Here is an 18,086-nt window from a genome sequence, read left to right as displayed (position 1 = left end):
ATGTAAGTCCCTTTAAAATAAAATCCTAATTATTTATTTTTCTTAATCTCATTAAGCTCATCAAATACAACGTCGTTGAGAACCTTGATGTATGTACCCTTCATACCAGATGAACGAGATTCAATTACACCAGCTGACTCAAACTTACGAAGAGCATTTACGATAACTGATCTTGTAATACCAACTCTATCAGCAATCTTTGAAGCAACGAGAACGCCTTCGTTTCCATCAAGCTCATCAAAGATATGGATGATAGCTTCAAGCTCTGAGTATGAAAGTGTAGAAATAGCACTCTTAACAACCTGGAGCTTTCTGTTTTCCTCAGCAGACTCTTCATTTACTGAACGCATCATCTCAAGTCCTACTACTGTTGTACCGTACTCTGTAAGGATGATGTCATCGATATCGTACTGCTTATCGAATCTGTATACAAAAAGTGTTCCAAGTCTTTCACCAGCAATATCAATTGGTGCGATGATTGCTGAATACATATCAATATCAGACTTTTCAAAACCTAATGTCTTTAAGTTAACATTTTCCTTTGTTGAAAGAATTGAAAGTAATCTCTCGTTTAAAAGTGGATCAATAAATCCGCCAACCTCGTCAACGATTAACTCACCGATTTCTGTTGTGTTTGGTAAGTGTGAAAGTCCAAGGACCTTACCCTTCTTAGAAATAACAAGTACTGAAGAATCCAAAATCTCTGTAAGTACAGAGCAAATGTCGTTGAAAACAACCTTTGATGAATTATTATTGTGAAGAAGTTTTCCAATCTTTCTTGTCTTGTCTAATAACTGTACGCTCATTTAAAATGTATTCCTCCTGAATCTAAACACTGTATTGTGCCAAATCAATCTAACTGTCGTCCCCGAACTAATGTGAAATTTGTACCAATTATAGCACCGATTAGAACAAATCGCAATAAATTTCAGAAAATTTACTACTATTTATTCTGATTTTCTACAAATCTGCAATCATCATTTGCACAAACAAGTTTATTACCCTTTTCCACCATATAAGTTCCACACTTTGGACACTTCTCAGTGGTTGGCTTTGACCAGCTAATAAAGTCACACTCAGGATGATTTGCACATCCAAAGAATTTTCTTCCCTTTTGAGACTTTCTAATAACTACATCACCGCCACACTTAGGGCATGGCACTCCTATCTTTTCAAGGAATGGTTTTGTATTTCTACATTCTGGAAATCCTGGACAAGCTAAGAATTTTCCATGAGGCCCAAACTTAATTACCATGTTTCTTCCGCACTCTTCGCAGATAACATCAGTAACTTCATCATGAATCTCAACTTTTGCAAGTTCCTCTTCTGCCACTTCAACTGCCTTTTCAAGGTCTGGGTAGAAGTTTCTTACAACAGATTTCCATTCAACTGTTCCCTCTTCAACACCGTCAAGCAGTAATTCCAAGTTTGCAGTAAATTTATCATCAACAATTATAGGGAATGAAGCCTCCATAATTGAATTGACTACTTCGCCAAGCTCTGTAACAAAAAGGTTTTTTGCCTCTTTGGTAATATAATGACGCTTTAAAAGAGTTGTAATAGTAGGTGAATAGGTAGATGGTCTACCAATTCCAAGCTCTTCCAATGTCTTTACAAGAGATGCTTCTGTAAAATGAGGCGCTGGCTGTGTAAAATGCTGCTTTTCCTCAAAAGAATTAAATCCAAGCTTTGTATCTTCTGTAAGCTTTGATAATGGATGTGTCTTTGACTCTGCCTCATCATCTGCTGAAACATAAATCATCATAAATCCATCAAACTTAATTGAAGAATCAGATGCTGTAAATACATGATTCTTTGCTTGAACATTTAATGAAACTGTATCATAAACAGCATTAGCCATCTGGCTTGCCACAAATCTCTTCCATACAAGCTGATACAATCTAAACTGATCTCTAGTAAGACTTTCTTTAATCTCAGATGGAATCAATTCGATATTAGCAGGACGGATTGCTTCATGAGCATCCTGAACCTTGCCATTATTTTTCTTACCTGTATTTACAGGGGCTGATAAATATTCCTGACCGTAATTGCCAGTAATAAACTGTTCTGCTGCTGCTCTTGCTTCATCTGATACTCTTGTTGAATCAGTACGAAGATAAGTGATAAGACCGATTGTTCCGTGTCCCTTAACGCTAACACCTTCATAAAGCTGCTGAGCAACACTCATTGTCTTTTGAATTGAGAAATTCAAAGCCTTTGATGCCTCTTGCTGCATTGTAGATGTAGTAAAAGGTAATGGAGCTTTCTTTTCCCTTGTTCCACGCTTGATTGAAGCAATATTAAAATCAGCGCCCTTTAAATCAGACATGATTTTATCAAGACTTTCCTTGTCAGAAATATCCTTCTTGCCCGATGTATCACCATAATACTTAGCAACGATAGGCTTTTTTGCATCCTTTGCATCAAGCAATACATCAAGAGTGTAATATTCCTGTGGAATAAATTGTTCAATTTCCTTTTCTCTGTCGCAAATAATGCGAAGAGCAACAGACTGTACACGACCTGCTGAAAGGCCACGTTTAACCTTTGCCCAAAGAAGTGGTGAAATCTTGTATCCAACCATTCTATCAAGCATACGTCTCGCCTGCTGTGCATCAACTAAATCCATATCAATTTCTCTAGGATTCTTAAGTGAATTCTTTACAGCAGTCTTTGTAATCTCATTAAAGGTAATTCGATATACCTTTTTATCTTGTAAGTTGAGTGCGTGAGTAAGATGCCATGAAATAGCCTCTCCCTCACGGTCGGGATCAGTTGCGAGATAAATCTTATCTGCTTTCTTCACTTCTTTACGAAGTGCAGCAAGAAGCTCGCCCTTTCCACGAATTGTTATATATTTAGGTTCAAAATCATTCTCAGGGTCAAAGCCAAGCTGGCTTTTAGGCATATCACGAACGTGGCCCTGGGATGCCATTACCTCGTAATTGCTACCTAAAAACTTTTTGATTGTATGCACCTTTGCTGGTGACTCCACAATGACTAGATTTTTTGCCATGTTTTTTGCTCCTATTCACAAAGAAATCGAAAATCACTATACAACATTATTTTTTTCTTTTCAAGGAAAATTTTACCTATTGACAAAACAATTTAATAATTTTCATATAAAATCCATCAACAAATCACGCTGTTTTTACGTAATTATTTTTGAACACTTCTGAAAGCAATTCAAGCCGCTCTAACGAAAGCACCACAGACAGTAAATTCAGATAATCCATGCCACTTTCCTCTATAACTGTGGAAATGCTTTTAGGATAATCATCAAACAATTTATATACCCTTTTCTGCTCCTCCGATAGAATAATTTTAGGCTTCTTTTTGGTGTTTATTGTCTTCGGATTTAGTCCATAAAAATTTGTTATATCAGCTATAAACTGATCTGTGTCGTATATGATTCCTGCCCCTTGGGCAATAAGTTTGTTGGTTCCAGCACTCAATGAATCCCCTATTCTTCCAGGAGTAACAAAAATATCTTTGCCTTGCTCTAATGCAAAATCTGCCGTAATTAAAGAACCAGATTTCTCTCTCGCTTCAATTACAACAACAATATCTGAAAGAGCTGATACTATCCTATTTCGTCTAGGAAAATTCATTGCTACCGGGCTTGTTCCCATCTGATATTCAGAAATAATTGCTCCACCAGATGAAACAATCTCTTCATATAATAATCTATTAGCAGTAGGATAAATCACATCACAGCCACTTCCTAAAACTGCTATAGTTTTACCCCCTGCATCTATACATCCTTTATGGCCATAAGCATCAATTCCTCTGGCCATTCCACTAATAACAGTGTATCCATTTTGTCCAAGCTTCTCTCCAATTTGGAGAGCAAGTCTTTTGCCGTAAGCGCTACATTGCCTAGCCCCTACAATGGAAATCGCCCTTTCAAAAGAAGGAATTTTTCCAACATAATAAAGGCCATAAGGCTTATCATAGATGTTTCTTAGCTTATCTGGATATGTCACATCCTCCATCGTTACAAAAGAAAAAGGTGAATGTGAAAATTCCTCATACTCCTTAGATAAGTCAAACTTTGCTCGATTGTTTATAAAAACATCAGCTGTTTTATTATCCACGAGTCCCGAATCCACCAAATCCTTTTTCGTTGCAAAATAGATATTATAACTATCGTAGAAATAATCAATAAGTTTATGCTTCTTTGAATATGTTATATCTTCGTTTCGCATAAACCAATACTGGTAAAGGTGTTTATCCATCAGATCCCCTCCTCCCAGTAATGCTTATCTAGCCCTCGATAGCAAATAGCCTCTTGAAGATGTAAAAGACTAATGTCCTCGCATCCATCCATATCCGCTATTGTTCTAGCCACTCTCAGTACCTTGTGATAGGTTCTGGCTGTAAGGGAGTACTTTTCATACATCTCTTCCATATATTTAGCTTCTTCAGCCTTCAGTGGACAAAACATATCTATATGGCTACTAGGGATCTGACTGTTAAACTTAAAGTCATAATTCTTGTATCGCTTACGTTGAATTTCGTGAACACGCTCAACTCTGACTCTTATATCAGCAGATGATTCGTTTTTCTGACGTAAGGCAATCTGTGCAAAATTCAAAGTAGGCGCTTCTACACAAATATCTATTCTATCAAGTAGCGGTTGAGATATCTTGGCCAAATATCTTTGAATTGACATCCTGCTACAATGACATCTGTTCAAATCCGGATAATATCCGCAAGAACAAGGATTCATTGCAGCCACCATTACAAAATCTGCCGGGAAGGTAAAGCTTCCTGATGCCCTAGAAATATTGACCTTTTTATCCTCAAGAGGCTGTCTAAGCATTTCTATGGTGGACTTTGTAAACTCAGTAAGCTCATCTAAGAACAGCACGCCTCCATGAGCCAAGGATATTTCCCCTGGTTTTGGATTCTGTCCTCCGCCAACTAATCCTTGTGGAGACACTGTATGATGTGGGCTTCTAAAAGGTCTTTTCTTCATAAGACCACCCCGTTCATCAAACATTCCACAAACAGAATAAATCTTTGATAATTCTAACTGCTCATCTGAATCCATAGCAGGTAATATAGAAGGAATACATTTCGCTATCATGGACTTCCCTGCTCCTGGTGGTCCAACCATAAGCATATTATGCATGCCTGAAATAGCTACCTCGCAAGCTCTTCTTAAAGCCTGCTGTCCATTAATCATGGAAAAATCGTACTCCATGTCTTCCTGAGATGTTTCTTCTATTTCAAGTGCTTCTTCTTTGACTTCGAAGACACCTTCATTTAGTAGCTCGATTACCTCTGAAATCTGGCTTACGCCAATTGTTGTCAAATCGTTTACCAACCTAGCTTCCACTAAGTTATCTTTAGGAACAATCATTATCTGCAAATTATTCCTTCTGGCCTCCATAGCCATGGATAATACGCCATTTACAGGCTGAATTTTGCCATCTAAGCCTATTTCACCACACAGACATATAGATGGAAGCTTCTCGCAATTAATTATTCCAATAGCAGATAAAATAGCCACAGCAATAGGCAAATCAAAGCCTGCTCCTGTTTTTCTAATACTTGCTGGTGATAAATTGACCGTGATTCGCTTTATAGGAAGTGCATAGCCTGCATTCTTTAATGCAGCTCTCACCCTTTCCTTCGCTTCCTTCACTTCTGATGAAAGATAACCCACCATCTCAAAAATGGGCATACCTTCAGATATATCTGCTTCCACAGATATAAGTTTAGAATCAATACCGAAAATAGTAGCGGTATTTACAATACTATACAATTAAACTCCTCTGGAATTAAAATTGAAAATAGAAAAAGACAGGAGCTATCATAGCACACTCCTGTCTTAAAAACAATATCATTATTATCTAATCATCTCTGTTAAACCAAGCTTCTTGTGAACCTTGCGAAGAGTTTTATTTGCAAAATAAGATGCCTTTTCAGCGTTCTCCTTTATGCAACCGTCGATATATGCCTTATCCTTCTCAAGCTCTGCACAACGAACATGGAATGGTTCAAGCATATCCGCTACTGCTTCACCAACAGCAAGCTTGAAATCACCATATCCTTTGCCCTCAAACTCCTTGGCAACTTCATCCATAGACTTGCCAGTAACAACGCCGTAGATTTCCATAAGATTTGATACGCCTGGCTTATTTTCAACATCATATCTTACTTCAGCATCTGAATCTGTAACTGCTTTCTTAAACTTACGGATAATAGTATCCTTGTCATCAATAAGATAGATTGTAGCATTAACATTCTCGTCTGACTTAGACATTTTCTTTGTTGGTTCAGCAAGAGACATAATTCTTGCACCTGCCTTAGGGAAGTATCCCTCAGGAATAGTAAATACATCACCATAGATGTTGTTGAAGCGCTCTGCCACGTCTCTACAGATTTCCAAATGCTGCTTCTGATCTGCCCCGATTGGAACTAAATCAGACTGATATAAAAGAATATCTGCAGCCATTAATGCAGGATATGTAAATAGACCAGCGTTGATATTATCTGCATGCTTTGCAGACTTATCCTTGAACTGAGTCATACGGTTAAGCTCGCCCATGTATGTGTAGCAGTCAAGAATCCAACCTAACTGAGCATGTGCTGGCACATGTGACTGAAAATAAATACAGTTTTTCTGAGGATCAAGTCCTGCAGCCACATACTGTGTATAGATTCTTCTTGCATTTTGTCTAAATTCTGTAGGATTCTGTCTAACTGTAAGGGAATGTAAATCCATAACACCAAAGAAGCAATCATAATCCTCATGAAGATTTACCCAGTTCTTTAATGCTCCTATATAATTGCCAATGGTAAGCTTTCCTGTTGCCTGCATACCTGAATATAATACTTTCTTCTCTTTTTCCATAATGTTATCTCCAAATTACTTTTTATTCTTTAGTATATTTTTACGAATGTATTCGTTTGTCGCACTCTCACCGTGTTCAGCAAGATATGTAAGCATATCTTCCAATAAAGCCGCTGTTTTAGGATGCATCATGTATCGGCCCTTGCCCCTATTGTAGTATTCCAGGGCACTGGCATCATTATACTTTTCCTTTTGATATGTCTTGCAGGCTGCAACTCTATCACAATACATTTCAACCACGTATTTAACAGGCATTTCCATACCAGTCATGTGATGATGCTCATCCAAACTATAATCTATCCAATATTCAAAGTGATGTTTGTTTCTACCCTTGTGATGAAGCCAGGCCATAGAAACTCCTGTCTCTAATCTTTCAGCATTATTAGGGCTTTGTGTCCCCTGATAGTACTTAGCTCCCACTCTGAATTCAACCCATGAATACTTAGATAAATCATGTAGAAGTCCTTGCATATATAAACCTACAGCAAAGCATCCTTTTCTAACTAAACGACGATGATGGGTGATTGTTTTAAAATGCTCCCAAGCCTTCATTAATTACCTCTTTCCTGGCTTTACCCCAACAAGCACGCTGATAGAATTGCCTGGAACATTGATTGACTGTTGGTCATGTATAGGCTTTGGTTCAAAATCATCAGTATATTTAGCCGTGTTAAAGCACAATCGCCATCGTTTTCCTGGAGCCAAAAGCGGAAGTGCCATATCTACAGCATCATAGTGGAAGTTATAGCAAACAAATACTTCCTCTTCTTCATCAACATAAGCGCCATTGTAAAGGACGCCCAACGCCTTTTGCTCCTCACCGATAGACATCATCCATGGCTCAGTACCATGAAATGACATATCTGGAAGACCTAAATGTCTGTAGTCGTTCATTAAAAATGGACTTTCAACTCTAAGACATTTATGGTTCTTTCTAAACTCAATTAAGTTTTTGACAAAGCTTGTAAGTGAATCCTTGCTCTTTGTCTTTGTAAAACAAGTGTATCCAACCTTATTATCCTGGCAATATGGATTGTTATTTCCAAGATGTGTAGCTGCAGCTTCATCTGCTGCCACAAACAATGGAACACTTTGAGAAAGCATCAACGCTGCAAAAGCATTTCGCATCTCTCTGAATCTATTAGCATTGATGGTCTTGTTTGTAGTCTTTCCTTCAACTCCATAGTTGAAAGAATAATTGTTGTTAGTACCATCTCTGTTATCTTCGCCATTATCCCAGTTGTGTTTTTCACCGTATGAATATGAATCCCACAATGAGAATCCGTTAACATTCGCCATGTAATTAACAAATCCATAGGCACTGTTTTGTCTGCGCATATGATTAGCAAACTGAACCATACTTCCGTTCATATGATTTTCTATCTGACGAGTCACATTCATAAATGAATCGTTGTATACAAACAAATGCTTTTTACCTTTTTCGTTACAAAGGATTTCCTCTGGAATAAATTCGTAGAATATCTTTGTATCTGCTAAATAAGGCTCAGATGCAATACGACCTATTGGAGCATTACATCCTACTATATGAAATCCATCTATGTGGAAATACTTAACATAATATTTTAAACATTCTAAGATAAGATCATCTGATGTTTCAGCAGCAAAAGCCATCTCCATAATGACTTCAAAACCACTGTTATGAAGATTGCTCACCATGTTGCGCAGGCCTTCGCATGCATTGGAAGCCCCACCAAAATAAGATGCCTTTGGTGCAAAATAATTAGCAATTCCGAATCCCCAATAGTTCTTCTTACCAGAGAATTCTTTTGTCTCGGTAATCATTCCCTTTGGGGATATCAGCATTTTATTATCTAAAAATAGCTCTTCGAAATCGTAAAGAGGCATAAGCTCAATACTGGTAACCCCCATACTTTTCAGATAGGATTTTTTTGAAAGGAGCCCATTGAAATTACCTACCTTGGATGCTGCCATATTAAATCCAGCAGTAAATCCGCGCATATGAAGCTTATAAAGAATCATATCCGAAGGTGCAACCTCCACCTTTGTATCCTTCCACTTCTTCTCCACATGAGAAATTCCAGAATATACCGCAAACTCTTTTGTCTGACGTTCTTTTACATCTCCCCACTTATCACGGCCTACAACTGCTGTGCAATATGGATCAAGCGCAGTTTTATCATCTTCTTTTATGAGATAACAAATCTTATCAATCTCTATACCAGTAACCTCAACAGAATATACTCTTCCAACGGCAAACTCTGGTAAAAGCTCTATTTCATGTAGCTGCTTTTTAGTCTTTATATCAAATAAAAGAATGGATGCTTTTTCCGTAGTAGATTTGATTGCTACTGTGAAAATAACACCATCCTTTGAACTTATCCTTGGACCATATTCCCTAAAATCGCCCCTCAATATCTTCATAACTATGCCTCGATTCCAAAAAGCTGTATATTAAACTCAATAAATAATTAATTTTGCTAGACAATATTCCTGATGAATTATATCATAAGGACATGCCTTAAACAAATAAAATAAACAAAAGGAGTATAGAATGGACGAAAATCAGGTATTTCCAGTTGACAATGAAGATGATGATGTTGTTGTCACTTTAAGTTTGGATGATGGCTCAGAAGTTACATGTGAAATTCTCACAATCTTCGACATAGGCGATCAGGACTATATTGTACTTCTTCCTCTCGATGAAAACGGCGAGGAAAATTCTGAGGGACAGGTTTACATCTATCGTTATTTTGAGGATGAAACAGGCGCTCCTTCTCTTGACAACATCGAGTCTGATGAAGAATACGATGCTGTAGCTAAAAAGTTCGATGAGCTTTACTGCGAATCATTAGAAGAAGAATAATTCAGCTCATCTAAGAATCGGGATTTATCCCGATTCTTTTTATTTGTATAAGTCAAATACAGATTCCTTTTTGTCCTTGTAATTCCAACATAGAACAATCGACGCTCTGCCTCCATCTCCTCCTTAGAATCAGCTTTATTACTAGGGATTATTCCATCATTTACGCCTATTATAAAGACATTTTCGAATTCCAATCCCTTGCTAGAATGCAACGTATAAAGTCCGATTTTATTCTTTTTATCTATCACCTTTGTCTTGTTTTCATAATCCACTTTAAGCCTCATAATATTTAGCTTATCAATCGCCTGCTTAATAGTCTTACAATCCTTTGTCATTTCAATGAAAAAATCCAAAACATCATAGTATTCGTTAACATCAGCATTCTGTTTTACTGCTTCTTCTCTTAAGAAGCTGTCATACCCCATCACATTCTTTATATAATTAGCAGCAGCGCATGGGGACATTTTACTTATCAAATTTACGTCCGCGATTAACGCTTCTGTAGCTCTCAGGCAACCCGGATTGTCTTTATAAAAAGCTTTCATCCCCTGTAAATTTCCTCTGTACTCTACACTTCTTCTGTGCAGGAAGCGATTAGGGCGATTAAGGATAGATAAAAGCCTGGCTCTCGTTTCATTTCCAATAGCAATTTGAAAATATGCTTCCAAATCTGAAATGATGAAATGAGAATAAATATTAGGCATTTTCTCTTTTAGATAAAATGGTATTTTTGACTCCAGTAGTTTATCAACTATATACCTTGCGTCAGAATGATTGCGATACAGAATTGATATTTCATCAAATGATATTCCCTCAGCAGAAAGCTCATTAATCTTTGAAATAATGTATTCTGCTTCATCGCCCTCGGATTTAAGTTCTTTAATACACAAATTCCCCTGATCAGCAGTAGCCATAATTTTCTTTGGAAAGCGCATTGTATTTTTTGATATTAAATTTTCTGCTTTTTCCACAATATTGGTAGGATTTCTGTAGTTATAATCAAGAACCACAACCTTAGAATCCGGATAATGATTTCTAAAATCCTCCATTAATTTAGGATTTGCTCCTCTGAAGCCATATATAGACTGGTCATCATCTCCAACGCAAAAAATATTATTAGTCCTAGCGGATAGCATCTCAATTAATTGAAACTGTAAGTCGTTCATATCCTGCATTTCATCTACAAGATAATATGAAAACCGATTCTGCCATTTTTTAAGAATTTCTGGCTTTTCCATAAAAAGCTCGTAAGCCTTCTTTAGCATGTCATCAAAATCTATGACATGATATTTAGCCTTAAGGTTTTCGTAGGCTAAAACAAAATCTCTAAGTTCTTTCTTATCAACAGCCTTAGGCAGATAATTATCCATTCCTCCCACTCGATTATTTATCACCGAAAGTTCCGACGAAAAGCTTTTTACAAGCAAACTATCATCATGGCCCAAGTTAACCTTTGCCATTGCCTCTCTGATAATTTTCGTTCTGGTATTTCCAAGGATAATATCTGTAGATTTAAAGCCAATTTCTTTTTGTAGAATTCCCCAAAATAAAGAATGGAACGTTCCAAAAGTCACAGGATGAATATCATCTGATAACCTTTCGAAACGTTCCTTCATTTCTAAAGCTGCAGCCTTGGTAAATGTAATCACCAGGATTTCTCGAGCCGGTACACCAGATTCTATAAGAGCACAAACGCGCCTTGTAAGCACAGCAGTCTTGCCACTGCCTGGCCCTGCCAAAACAAGACAAGGTCCATTCTTGTGTGAAACTGCTTTTTGCTGGCTATCATTAAGATTCATAATTTATTGATAACCGTGTTTCTATATAGAGGTTTCCCAACTCTATCTGCAAGTATTTAATTATTTAGACAGCTTCTCGATAGCTGCTTTAATTCGTTTAATTGACTCTTCTTTTCCAAGAATCTCCATGAGCTCAGTTGCACCACCAGGAGTCATCTGCTTACCTGAAACAGCTGTACGTACTGGCCAAAGCACATATCCATTCTTGTATTCATGCTCTGTAGCAAATCCAGAAAGAAGTGCATATAAAGCATCATTTGAGTAATCATCCTGTGCCTCAAGTACAGGAAGAAGCTCTTTCAAAACTGCAAGTGAAGACTCTTCGTTTGTCTTCATCTTTTTATGAGTATACATTGCACTATCATACTCAGGTACTGCATCGAAGAAATCAACATGATCCTTGATATCAGGGAAGATTTCAATTCTGGTCTGAACCATCTTTGCAATCTTCTTTAAATCATAATCACCCTTGATGTATTCCTTGAGATAAGGCTCAGCCATCTCATAGAACTTATCAAAGTCCATAGCTTTCATGTATTCGCCATTCATCCACTTAAGCTTTGTAATATCAAAGACTGCTGGTGACTTTGAAATACGGTGATAATCAAACTCTTTAACAAGCTCTTCTAATGAGAAGATTTCGTTATCATTTTCTGGAGACCAACCAAGTAGAGCAACAAAGTTGACAACTGCTTCTGTCAAGAATCCCTGCTCAATTAAATCTTCATAAGATGAGTGACCTGAACGCTTTGAAAGCTTCTGGTGCTCCTCATTTGTGATAAGTGGGCAGTGAATATACTTTGGAACTTCCCAACCAAAAGCTTCGTAAAGACGATTGTACTTTGGTGAAGAAGAAATGTATTCATTACCACGAACAACGTGTGTAATACCCATAAGGTGATCATCAACAACGTTTGCAAAATTGTAAGTAGGATATCCATCAGACTTGATAAGAATCATATCATCAAGCTCTGCGTTATCAACTGTAATCTCTCCGTACAACTCATCTACAAATGTAGTTGTACCTGTACGAGGATTGTTCTGACGAATAACATAAGGCTTTCCAGCAGCAAGATTTGCTTCTACCTCTTCCTTTGAAAGGTTTAAGCAATGCTTGTCATAAATGTGGATTTCCTTACCACCAATAACCTGCTTGCACTCTTCAAGGCGCTTATCATCACAGAAGCAATAATATGCCTCCCCTTTTTCAACAAGCTGCTTTGCATATTCAAGATAGATGCCCTGTGCCTGACGCTCAGACTGAACGTAAGGACCAAAGCCTTTATCCTTATCTGGTCCCTCATCATGGATAAGACCTGTAGCAGCAAGTGTTCTATAAATAATATCTACAGCACCTTCAACAAGACGCTCCTGGTCTGTATCTTCGATTCTAAGAAGAAAATCTCCTCCCTCGTGCTTTGCTACTAAGTAAGCATAAAGAGCTGTACGAAGATTACCTACATGCATTCTTCCTGTAGGCGATGGTGCGAAACGTGTTCTAACCTTACTCATTTTATACCTCGCATAAAATCAAATTAATTTAAGACTTACATAAAATTGCAGTCCTAAACTATTCTATACTAATTTTGTAAATTTTCAAGTATATACCGTTACGTTATATAATGTAACGTTGTGTATAATAATATCCTGTCGTATAATCAGATTTATGGTGACTCGTAAAATTAGAAAAGATGAATTGAATAATTTCTACCAATCCAAATTTGATTATTTCAGGGTTGTCAGTGGCTATTCCGCTATCTTAATTGGTCTTTTAGAGATGACCTATTTCATCTCCGATTGCATTTTATATGGAAGGTTTGCAACAGAAACCGTCATCCCTCGATTTTCAATTGTAATCCCTCTTATCTTATTTCTGATTTTGTATCCAAGGATAGTTGATTACAAATGGGGAACTCTCCTATATTATTTGATGCCACATGCAGCTATGTGGTGTACAATATGGGCCATTTATCATCTTGAAAACCGAGACTATGCTCGTGAAGGCTTCATCATTATGCACTTTGCTTTCCTGGCCATCGGCTTTGCTACACCTCTGAAGTACCACATAGTTTTGCACGCTCTTTTGATGGCCAACATCATCGTTTCAAATATGTGGAATCATTATGAGTATTACACCATCATGTTAGCACTTGCAATTCCACTTTATATCGGTGTTGTTATTATGCTTTGGATTTTGGAAAACTCCTACGCTGATCAATACCTTGTTAAAAAGCAGTTGGAAATAAGCTCTGTATCAGATGAGCTCACAGGCGTAAATAACCGTTACATTATCAATGAAATAATCGATAATAAAACAGACAGAATTATACTCAACAAAGACATAGTAATTCTTATGTTTGATATAGATTTCTTCAAAAATGTCAACGATACCTACGGTCATGAAGCTGGCGATGAGATATTAAAATATGTATCAGCAAAAATTAAAAATCAACTTTCAAAAGATGATTATATTATTCGTTGGGGCGGAGAAGAATTCATAATAATCCTTGTAGATTACTCAACGGATAAAGCCCTAGAGCTAGCTGAAAAACTTCGTTCTGATGTTGAACAATCAGATAATGGCATTTGCCCTGTAACAATCTCTATGGGCCTTTGCAAATACAATAAAAACGAAACATATCATCAATGTGTGGACAAAGCCGACAAGGCTTTATACTACGCAAAGAATCACGGTCGTAATCAAATTATTAACTATAATGACTTATAAAACTAAAGCCATCTAGCTTCTAACTAGATGGCTTAATTTATATCATTATAAAGTATTTACAAATCTCATAAATGCTTCCATTCCTTCTTCTGTGCACTTATATACTCCAGCACACTCAAGAACTTCACAGAAGACCTTACCAATCTCCTGCTGAAGGATTTCATTTACATTGCTTTCATCAATCTTATCGTAATTCTTTGAAAAGCTTTCAACCCAATCAGCATGTTTTTCAAGTGCTTCATCTGCTCTTAAATCCTTGCCATTAACAATATAATCAGCAAGCTGCTCCATTTCACCTTTAAGACGGCTAGGAAGAACTGCAAGTCCCATTACCTCGATTAGACCAATGTTTTCCTTCTTAATATGATGTAAGTGAGCATGTGGATGATAAACTCCAAGAGGATGTTCCTCTGTTGTAATATTGTTTCTAAGAGCTAAATCAAGCTCAAACAAATCTCCTCTTTTTCTTGCAATAGGAGTAATTGTATTGTGCTTTTCTCCATCCGTCTCAGCAAATATAAATGCTGATTCGTCTGTATATCCTCTCCATGCATTTAAGATATGTTCAGCTAAATCAATGATTCTCTTCTCATCCTTGCACTGAAGACGAATAACTGAAAGAGGCCACTTAACGATGCCTGCTTTTACATCCTCATATCCCTTTACAGAGAACTCCTTAATAATAGGAGCTTTTTCCATTGCAAATGTATAATGACCACCCTGGAAATGATCATGGCTAAGGATCGAACCACCTACGATAGGAAGGTCTGCATTACTTCCAAGGAAATAATGTGGGAAAAGCTTTACAAAATCAAAAAGCTTTACAAATGTAGCACGTTCGATTTTCATTGGTGTGTGCTCACCGTTGAATACGATGCAGTGCTCATTGTAGTAAACATAAGGACTGTACTGGAATCCCCACTTGCTATCATTAATAGTGATAGGAATTATACGATGATTCTCTCTAGCAGGATGATTTGTACGTCCTGCGTATCCCTCGTTTTCCATGCAAAGCTGACACTTAGGATATGCTGATTGCTTTGCATTCTTTGCAGCCGCAATAGCCTTTGGATCCTTTTCAGGCTTTGATAGGTTGATAGTGATATCAAGTGTTCCGTAATCGGTTTCTGTGGTCCACTTTAAATCCTTCTTTACTCTATATGTACGAATATAGTCAGAATTACGACTCATATTATAGAAGAAATCTGTAGCAGCCTCTGGCCCTTCGTTCTTATATATATCATTGAATTTATCAATAACCTGTGATGGTCTTGGGCAAAGCTGATTCATAAGCTTTGTATCAAACAAATCTCTGTATGTAATGGAATCTTCTATAATTCCTCTTTTGACCGCTTCATCAAGTAAATCCTTTAACACATCTTCTAATACTATATTAGATAAATCACAATCAGGATCCGTGTACTCATCTTCCTTCATGCACTCTAGCAAAAGATTTGTTGTGTAGATTCTTTCACTCTCTGGTGTAAGTCCTGTATCAATTCCATACTGAACTAATTTCTTTATACTTTCCTGCAACATATTTCCCCTCCGAATCTAATGAAATAATAACTATGAAGATTGTCCATCTGGAAACTATTTTACACCTTTTCGGTTTTCTACTTCAAGTATTCTTGCAGGGAAAAATTGCAAAAACGACCATTCAAAAAATCCACTCATCAACTCGCAGTTGAGCAACATAAACAAATTGGAGATAAAAAATTGTGCAAAAACACTATACATAGTTATAAAACCATGTTAATATTGCGACTCGTGTTTCAAGTATAACTTAAAACACTGATAGCAATAACATGTTCATTATTCACGGAGGAATAAAATGAAAAAAACAACAACACAGAAAACAAAACAACAGAGCGTAAGAACAAAACTTATCTCTGTTATGCTCTTAGTATCAATTGTTCCTTTGTTAGTTGCCGTAGCAATCAGCTATAACAGCTCAACTAACAGTGCAGAGGAAACAGCAAAGCAGAATTTGAACTGGCAGGCAAAATACATTGAGTCTGAAGTAGACAAGATGTTAATCAAAGCTGAGACTTCACTGGGAAGCTTCGCTTCTTCTCCAGAGACAATCGCTTTCTTAAAGGGTGAGCTTGAAGATTCATCAGTAGTAAAGGCTCAGATGGTACAGATTAATGAGTCATTCAACGACGACAATACTATCGTTATGTCAAATGCAAACGGTGATATGGTACTTCGTAGTGATGATGGCGAATTAAAGAACATCGGCGAAAGAGATTACTTCCAGGCTGCAATCAAGGGTGAAACTTACGTATCAAATGTATTCGTAAGCTCAGTTACAAACTCAAGAAACATTTGTGTAGCCGTACCTATCTATGATACAAACGGTACTACAGTTCTCGGTGTTGTACATAAAACATTAAACCCAGATGATATTCATACATTATTAGCAGAAGAAGCTGATGAAGCATTCGTTGTAGATAAAAACGCAGATATGGTTGCTCACTCAGATTTCGAAATCGCAGCAACAGACGAAGCACAGAACTTCTCTTCTTCACCATATATGACATCAGAAGATGAAACTGGCTTCTATATCAGTACAGCAAAGGGTTATCCTGTATATGTAAGCTATGTAAGAAATGCTTCATCAGGATACGTAATCTGCGCGGCTGAAGCTCAGAAGGACATTGTTGCCGAAGCTAGACAGGGCGCTATGATAATTATTATGACTGGTATTGCTATGGTTATAGCTGTATTAGTTCTTTCTATCATTATTGCAAACAACTTTACAAAGCCAATGCTCGAGGTAAACAAGTTATTATCAGCATTAGCTAACGGTGAGTTTAAGAAAACAGATAAATTTACAAAGCGTACAGACGAATTTGGTCAGATGATCAACAACGCAAACTCTCTTATTGATAAGCTTTCAGCTATCGTAGGTCATATTAAGGATTCTACAAACACTGTAGGCGAGTCTTCAGACGAGTTATCAGAGATGGCAAACCAGATTGCAGCTACAACAGAATCAGTTGCTGTTGCAGTTCAGCAGATTGCAAGTGGCGCTGTAGAGCAGGCTGAGGAAATCCAGTCAGCTGCAGATAGCACAAACCAGATTACAACAGCTGTAGACAACGTACAGTCTTCTACAAACGATATGTCTAACCTTGCAGATCGTATGAAGTCAGCATCAGAAGCATCAAGCAACTCTCTTGCTACACTTCAGGCTACAAGCTCTGAAATGACATCTAAGATTGAAGAGATTTCTTCTAAGATTTCTTCAACACAGAACGCTGTTGCAAACATCAACGAGCGTGTTGAGGGTATTTCTGGCATCGCTGCTCAGACTAACCTTCTTTCACTTAACGCTTCTATCGAGGCTGCTAGAGCTGGTGAGGCTGGTAAGGGCTTCGCAGTAGTTGCTGAGGAAATCAGAAAGCTTGCTGATGATTCAGAAAACCTTGCATCAGAAATTAGAATCCTTATGGATCAGCTTTTAGCTGAGGCTGAGCAGGCTGTTACAGCTGCTGCTCTTGTTATGAACGGAAATGAAGAACAACAGAAGGCCCTTGGCGAGACACTTTTCGCTGTAGAGGGAATGCTTCAGGATATCGAAGAAACTGTAGCTAGCGTTTCAAAGATTTCTGGCGAAGCAAATAATTGTGTAAACTCAAACACAGTAGTAGCAAACGCTATGTCATCACTCTCTGCTATTTCAGAGGAAAATGCTGCATCATCAGAAACTACTGGTGCTTCAGTTGAAGAGCTTTCAGCTACAGTTACAAACCTTGCAGAATCTGCAACTAATCTTAGAGACATCGCTGAGCAGTTAAATGAAGAGATGAAGTTCTTCAAGTAAGGTAATTATAGTCATTT

Annotated in this window: 13 protein-coding genes; 3 read left to right on the top strand and 10 right to left on the bottom strand. The window is 37.4% G+C overall.

Annotation, left to right across the window (positions count from 1 at the left end; translation table 11 throughout):
- Positions 1–29: 29 nt before the first annotated feature.
- The 7 genes from codY to BM102_RS07405 all read right to left on the bottom strand — a co-directional run bounded on the left by codY (position 30) and on the right by BM102_RS07405 (position 9,268).
- Complete coding sequence (gene codY / locus BM102_RS07435) at positions 30–806, bottom strand: GTP-sensing pleiotropic transcriptional regulator CodY (RefSeq protein WP_044934105.1); 777 nt, start codon at positions 804–806, stop codon at positions 30–32.
- 137 nt (positions 807–943) lie between these two features.
- Positions 944–3,016 carry a type I DNA topoisomerase gene (gene topA, locus BM102_RS07430; protein WP_044934103.1) on the bottom strand — a complete coding sequence of 691 codons (2,073 nt, stop codon included), beginning with the start codon at positions 3,014–3,016 and terminating at the stop codon, positions 944–946.
- Between the two features lie 124 nt (positions 3,017–3,140).
- Positions 3,141–4,238, bottom strand: coding sequence for a DNA-processing protein DprA (gene dprA, locus BM102_RS07425; protein ID WP_090480560.1), 1,098 nt, complete (start codon positions 4,236–4,238; stop codon positions 3,141–3,143).
- Positions 4,238–5,773 (bottom strand): YifB family Mg chelatase-like AAA ATPase, encoded by a 1,536-nt coding sequence (locus tag BM102_RS07420; RefSeq protein WP_090480557.1) that lies wholly within the window; start codon positions 5,771–5,773, stop codon positions 4,238–4,240. The genes dprA and BM102_RS07420 overlap by 1 nt, the downstream gene beginning before the upstream one ends.
- A gap of 84 nt (positions 5,774–5,857) precedes the next feature.
- Positions 5,858–6,865 (bottom strand): tryptophan--tRNA ligase, encoded by a 1,008-nt coding sequence (trpS, locus tag BM102_RS07415; protein WP_090480555.1) that lies wholly within the window; start codon positions 6,863–6,865, stop codon positions 5,858–5,860.
- A gap of 15 nt (positions 6,866–6,880) precedes the next feature.
- Positions 6,881–7,417: a DUF5662 family protein gene (locus BM102_RS07410; protein WP_044934095.1), complete on the bottom strand. Its 537-nt coding sequence runs from the start codon at positions 7,415–7,417 to the stop codon at positions 6,881–6,883.
- A gap of 3 nt (positions 7,418–7,420) precedes the next feature.
- Positions 7,421–9,268 (bottom strand): GlgX family protein, encoded by a 1,848-nt coding sequence (locus tag BM102_RS07405; RefSeq protein ID WP_090480552.1) that lies wholly within the window; start codon positions 9,266–9,268, stop codon positions 7,421–7,423.
- Positions 9,269–9,398: 130 nt separating this feature from the next.
- Between BM102_RS07405 and BM102_RS07400 the strand changes: the two genes are divergently transcribed.
- Entirely contained in the window at positions 9,399–9,710 is a 312-nt protein-coding gene (locus BM102_RS07400; RefSeq protein WP_090480549.1) for a DUF1292 domain-containing protein, read from the top strand.
- On the opposite strand, the gene BM102_RS07395 is transcribed toward BM102_RS07400, so the two are convergent.
- Together BM102_RS07395 and gltX are read right to left on the bottom strand one after the other, a co-directional pair.
- Positions 9,683–11,509, bottom strand: a complete 1,827-nt coding sequence (locus tag BM102_RS07395) for an ATP-dependent helicase (protein WP_090480546.1) — start codon at positions 11,507–11,509, stop codon at positions 9,683–9,685. The two genes, BM102_RS07400 and BM102_RS07395, sit on opposite strands and share 28 nt — an antisense overlap.
- Positions 11,510–11,569: 60 nt before the next feature.
- Positions 11,570–13,021 carry a glutamate--tRNA ligase gene (gltX, locus tag BM102_RS07390; RefSeq protein WP_090480544.1) on the bottom strand — a complete coding sequence of 484 codons (1,452 nt, stop codon included), beginning with the start codon at positions 13,019–13,021 and terminating at the stop codon, positions 11,570–11,572.
- 184 nt (positions 13,022–13,205) lie between these two features.
- On the opposite strand from gltX, the gene BM102_RS07385 reads away from it, so the two are divergent.
- Complete coding sequence (locus BM102_RS07385) at positions 13,206–14,237, top strand: GGDEF domain-containing protein (protein WP_177194932.1); 1,032 nt, start codon at positions 13,206–13,208, stop codon at positions 14,235–14,237.
- Between the two features lie 45 nt (positions 14,238–14,282).
- On the opposite strand, the gene galT is transcribed toward BM102_RS07385, so the two are convergent.
- The gene (galT, locus tag BM102_RS07380) at positions 14,283–15,776 is read right to left on the bottom strand and encodes a UDP-glucose--hexose-1-phosphate uridylyltransferase (protein ID WP_090480542.1); all 1,494 of its coding nucleotides are present in this window, start codon (positions 15,774–15,776) and stop codon (positions 14,283–14,285) included.
- Between the two features lie 295 nt (positions 15,777–16,071).
- Here galT and BM102_RS07375 point away from each other — a divergent pair, with 295 nt between their 5' ends.
- Entirely contained in the window at positions 16,072–18,069 is a 1,998-nt protein-coding gene (locus tag BM102_RS07375) for a methyl-accepting chemotaxis protein (protein ID WP_090394042.1), read from the top strand.
- Positions 18,070–18,086: the final 17 nt, after the last annotated feature.

Source organism: Pseudobutyrivibrio sp. JW11 (genome assembly GCF_900115355.1).
Classification (GTDB): Bacteria; Bacillota; Clostridia; order Lachnospirales; family Lachnospiraceae; genus Pseudobutyrivibrio; species Pseudobutyrivibrio ruminis.
Note: the sequence above shows the minus strand (reverse complement) of the source record. Positions and strands in the feature narration are given on the sequence as shown.

Excerpts from the sequence above, each read along its gene's own strand:
- codY (WP_044934105.1), bottom strand. The coding sequence starts at position 806 with ATGAGCGTACAGTTATTAGACAAGACAAGAAAGATTGGAAAACTTCTT.
- topA (WP_044934103.1), bottom strand. The coding sequence starts at position 3,016 with ATGGCAAAAAATCTAGTCATTGTGGAGTCACCAGCAAAGGTGCATACA.
- dprA (WP_090480560.1), bottom strand. The coding sequence starts at position 4,238 with ATGGATAAACACCTTTACCAGTATTGGTTTATGCGAAACGAAGATATA.
- trpS (WP_090480555.1), bottom strand. The coding sequence starts at position 6,865 with ATGGAAAAAGAGAAGAAAGTATTATATTCAGGTATGCAGGCAACAGGA.
- BM102_RS07410 (WP_044934095.1), bottom strand. The coding sequence starts at position 7,417 with ATGAAGGCTTGGGAGCATTTTAAAACAATCACCCATCATCGTCGTTTA.
- BM102_RS07405 (WP_090480552.1), bottom strand. The coding sequence starts at position 9,268 with ATGAAGATATTGAGGGGCGATTTTAGGGAATATGGTCCAAGGATAAGT.
- BM102_RS07400 (WP_090480549.1), top strand. The coding sequence starts at position 9,399 with ATGGACGAAAATCAGGTATTTCCAGTTGACAATGAAGATGATGATGTT.
- BM102_RS07395 (WP_090480546.1), bottom strand. The coding sequence starts at position 11,509 with ATGAATCTTAATGATAGCCAGCAAAAAGCAGTTTCACACAAGAATGGA.
- gltX (WP_090480544.1), bottom strand. The coding sequence starts at position 13,021 with ATGAGTAAGGTTAGAACACGTTTCGCACCATCGCCTACAGGAAGAATG.
- galT (WP_090480542.1), bottom strand. The coding sequence starts at position 15,776 with ATGTTGCAGGAAAGTATAAAGAAATTAGTTCAGTATGGAATTGATACA.
- BM102_RS07375 (WP_090394042.1), top strand. The coding sequence starts at position 16,072 with ATGAAAAAAACAACAACACAGAAAACAAAACAACAGAGCGTAAGAACA.